This window comes from Saccharomonospora iraqiensis subsp. paurometabolica YIM 90007 (assembly GCF_000231035.2).
GTDB lineage: Bacteria > Actinomycetota > Actinomycetes > Mycobacteriales > Pseudonocardiaceae > Saccharomonospora > Saccharomonospora paurometabolica.
On record NZ_KI912252.1, the window covers coordinates 1 to 4,357 of the forward strand.

Here is a 4,357-nt window from a genome sequence, read left to right on the forward strand (position 1 = left end):
CGAGATCTCCCCCGTGGTCCGGGACGTGCCCGCGCCCGGAGCCGGTACCGGGCGGAGTGCCGCGCACCCGCCCGCCGCGGAGGTCCCCGGCGCCCCCGGCTCCGCGGACGGGTCACCAGCCGGTCCGGACAACCGCGGTCTTCCGGACGGCAGCGACCCGGACGACAGCGACCCGGACGGCAGCGACCCGGACGGGACGGGTCCGGAGGACGACGGAGGGCCGGACGGTCCGGACACCGGCCGGGAGGACGAAGCTCCCGGCGACCCCGGCGACCCCGGCGACCGCGACCCGCGGGAGGACGATCCCGTGCCTCCACCCCCGGAGGGCAGCGACCCCGACGAAGGAGCCCCGGAAGACGGCGACACCGGGGACGGGGACACCGGGGACGGCGACACCGGGGACGGCGACACCGGCGACGGCGACACCGGCGACGGGGACACCGGCGACGGGGACACCGGCGACGGGGATTCCGGGGACAGGGCCCCGGAGGACGGGCACGAGCGCGGTGATGGCGGGTCCGAACGGTCGGACCGCGACGAGGGGGGTCCCGAGCACGGAGATCCCCGGGGCGGAAACTCCCGGAACGACGGGAGCGCCGACCGCGACGGGGACCACGGCGACGGGGACCACGGCGGCGGGGACCACGGCGGCGGGTCCGGCGCGGACGGTCCGGCCACACCCGGCGGCGGGACGGAGACGTCGGCACCCTCCCGGTACCCGGTGGGTGGTTCCGGACCCGGTGGGGAGGACACCGCGTGGGAGGACGCACCCCGGCCGGTGCGGATCGCGCTGAGCGCGGAGCGCGCGCTCGGGCGGATGTCGCCCCCGTCCGGCGGGTGAGGGGACGATCGTGCGGATACGGGGTTCGTGGATCGTCGTCGCCGTCGTCGGTGTGCTGTTCGTGACGATGCTGCTCGTCGCGGGGTGGTCCAACTCGGAGATCGGCAACGACGCGAACCCGGAACGGGAGTCCGGCGGCGAGGGCACCGTGCCCTCCTCGATCCTGCGGGGTGGCTCGGTCGTCGACGCCACCGGCGACGAGGTGGTCTCCACCGGACTGCCGGACCGCACGATCGCGCTGACCTTCGACGACGGTCCGGACCCGACCTGGACGCCGCGGGTGCTGGAGGTGCTCGACCGGCACGACGTCCCGGGCACCTTCTTCGTGGTCGGCTCGATGGCGTCCCGGCACCCGGAGCTGGTCGAGCGCATCCACCGCTCCGGGTCCGAACTGGGGGTGCACACCTTCACCCACCCGGACCTGGCCACCACGGGGGACTGGCGGGTCGAACGGGAGCTGCATCAGACGCAGCTGGTGCTCGCCGGGGCCACCGGGGTCACCACCCGCCTGTTCCGGCCGCCGTACTCGTCCACCGTCGGGGCTCTCGACGATCCGGCGTACCGGGTGGTGCGCGACGCGGGCGAACACGGGTACGTCAGCGTGTTCACCGATGTGGACAGTCAGGACTGGCGGCGTCCGGGGGTCGACGCGATCGTCGACAACGCGACGCCGGAGAACGGGCGCGGCGGCACCGTGCTGCTGCACGACGCCGGTGGCGACCGTGCGCAGACGGTCGCGGCGCTGGACGTGCTGATCCCGGAGCTGAAGCGGCAGGGCTACCGGTTCACCACGGTCAGCGAGGCGGTCGGGATCGACGCGGAACATCCCGCCGCCGTGGGCGACCGTGTCTCCGGGTCGGCGTTGACCGCGCTGGTCACGGCCGCGAGGGCGATGATGACGGTGCTGAAGTGGGCCCTGATCGTGGTCGGGGCGCTCACCGTGGCACGGTTGCTGGTGCTGCTCGTCCTCGCCCGGCGGCACGCCCGGTACCGACGTGCGCATCCGGGATGCTGGGGGGAACCGGTCCGCCGCCCGGTGTCGGTGCTCATCCCCGCGTACAACGAGGCCACCAACATCGCCGCCACCGTCCGCTCGGCCGTGGCGAGCGACCACCCGGTCGAGATCCTCGTGATCGACGACGGCTCCACCGACGGCACCGCCGACGTGGTGGAACGTCTCGGCCTGCCCGGGGTGCGGGTCCTACGGCTGCCCAACGGGGGCAAGGCGGCGGCGCTCAACGCGGGCGTGGCCGCGGCCTCGCACGACCTCGTCGTCATGGTCGACGGGGACACCCTGTTCGAGCCGGACACCGTGCGCGAGCTGGTGCAGCCCTTCGCGGACCCGACGGTGGGCGCGGTGTCCGGCAACGTCAAGATCGCCAACCGGGAGACTTTGCTCGCCCGCCTGCAGCACATCGAGTACGTGGTCGGCTTCAACGTCGATCGCCGGGTGTACGACGTGACCCGGTCGATGCCGACCGTGCCGGGTGCGGGCGGCGCGTTCCGGCGGGAGGTGCTGGAGGCGGTCGGCGGGCTCAGTGCGCGGACCCTGGCCGAGGACACCGATCTCACGATCGCCGTCGGCCGCGCGGGATGGCGCACCGTCTACCAGGAGACCGCCGTCACCTGGACCGAGGCGCCGACCACCGTCCGGCAGCTGTGGCAGCAGCGGTTCCGGTGGACGTTCGGCACGATGCAGGCGGTGTTCAAGCACCGCCGGGCGATCGTCGAACGGGGCGCGGCGGGCCGTGTGGGCCGGTTCGGCCTGCTGCACGTCCTCGCGTTCCAGGTGCTGCTGCCGATGCTGGCCCCGGTGATCGACGTCTTCCTGCTCTACGGCGTCCTCTTCCTCGATCCGGGCACCACCGTGCTGTTGTGGCTGTCCATGCTGGCGATCCAGGGGGTCGGTGCGTACTGCGCGTTCGGCCTCGACCGGGAGTCGCGCTCGGTGCTGTGGCTGCTGCCCACGCAGCAGCTGGTGTACCGGCAGCTGATGTACGTCGTCCTGGTGCAGTCGGTGCTCGCGGCGGTGTCCGGGGTGCGGGTGCGGTGGCAGCACCTGCGCCGCACCGGCATCACGCGGCCCGGCACGGTCGCCGCACCCACCGCACGCGGCACCGCGACCGCACCGGACGGGCACGGCGGCACCGAACGGGGGGAGGACACGGAGGGACGGCACGGCACGGACGGACCGGGGGCCGCGGAGAACCCGGCCGGGGGACGACCACAGGCACCGGGCCCACCAGCACCGGATGTCGCACAGGCACTCGATGCCCCGAAGGCAGCGGATGCCCCACGGGCGCCGGATTCCGCGCAGGCAGCGGGGTTCCGGCCGACACTGTGGGCCGCGCGGGGATCGGGGAACCCACCGGCACGGTCGTCCACCGCCCCGGTGCCGGTGCGGGAACGGTGGCTGGACCTGTTGCGTGCGGCGGCGTTGGCCCGCGTGCTGCTCTACCACACGGTCGGGTGGGCGTGGCTCAGTGTCGCCTTCCCGGCGATGGGTGTCATGTTCGCGATCGGGGGTTCCCTGGCCGCCCGGTCGATGGAACACACCCCGCCGGTCGACGTCGTCGGTAGCCGGATCCGCAGGCTGCTGCCGCCGGTGTGGGTGCTGGCGGTGGTGATGGTGCCGCTGATGCTGGCCCACGGCTGGAGCACCACACTCGACGGCGCCGGGGCCGCGGGCGATGGCGGGGCCACACCGCTGAATCCGCCCGAGCTGCTGCTGTGGGTGTTCCCCGTGCTCGACCCGCCGTACGGCGAGTGGGGACTGGGCCGGGACGCCGCCATCGTGCTGTGGTACGTCCGCACCTATTTGTGGTTGGTCCTGCTGAGCCCGGCCCTGCTGCGGGCGTACCGGCGGTGGCCGCTGGTCACCGTGGCGGCGCCGCTCGCGCTGGTGGCCGGTGACGCCGTGCTCGGCGCACCGCTGAGCGACCTGGACGCGGTCGGGCAGGGGGTGCTCGACTTCGCCACCTTCGGCGCGTGCTGGGTGCTCGGGTTCGCGCACCGGGACGGTTCGCTGGCGCGGGTCCGGCCCGCCGTGCTCGCGGCGGTGGCCACGGCACTGGTGACGGGCGGGCTCTGGTGGACCGTGATGAACCCCGCCTACGACGGCTCGTACGACCTCAACCTGATCCCGCTCGGACAGGCGCTGGTGAGCACGGCGGCCGTGCTGGTGCTGCTGCGGGTGCGGCCGCCGATGGGGTGGCTGGACCGCACGCCCGTCCTGGGCAGGCTGGTCACCGTGTTGAACGCGCGGGCCGTGACCGTGTACCTCTGGCACAACGTGGCGGTGTTCCTCGCGGCGCCGGTGCTGATGTGGTGGACCGGGTACTCGTGGCCCGCCCATCTCGCGGTGGCGGTGGTGCTGACCGGGCTCGCGGTGTTCGCCTTCGGCTGGGCCGAGGACCTGGCCGCGCGGCGACGGGTCCGGTTGCTCCCCGGCGGGAGCCCGCCCGGACGGCACCGGGCGTCCCGCGGGACCCGGACGTCCCACCGGGGACACCGGCC

The 4,357-nt window shown here is 74.2% G+C and carries 1 protein-coding gene and 1 pseudogene; both read left to right on the forward strand.

Annotated elements, in window-relative coordinates; translation table 11 throughout:
* Positions 1 to 841, forward strand: a pseudogene (locus SACPADRAFT_RS33170) (hypothetical protein); the annotation flags it as partial.
* A gap of 10 nt (positions 842 to 851) precedes the next feature.
* On the forward strand, positions 852 to 4,357 hold a 3,506-nt coding region (locus SACPADRAFT_RS34140; protein WP_007026672.1), incomplete at its 3' end, for a glycosyltransferase.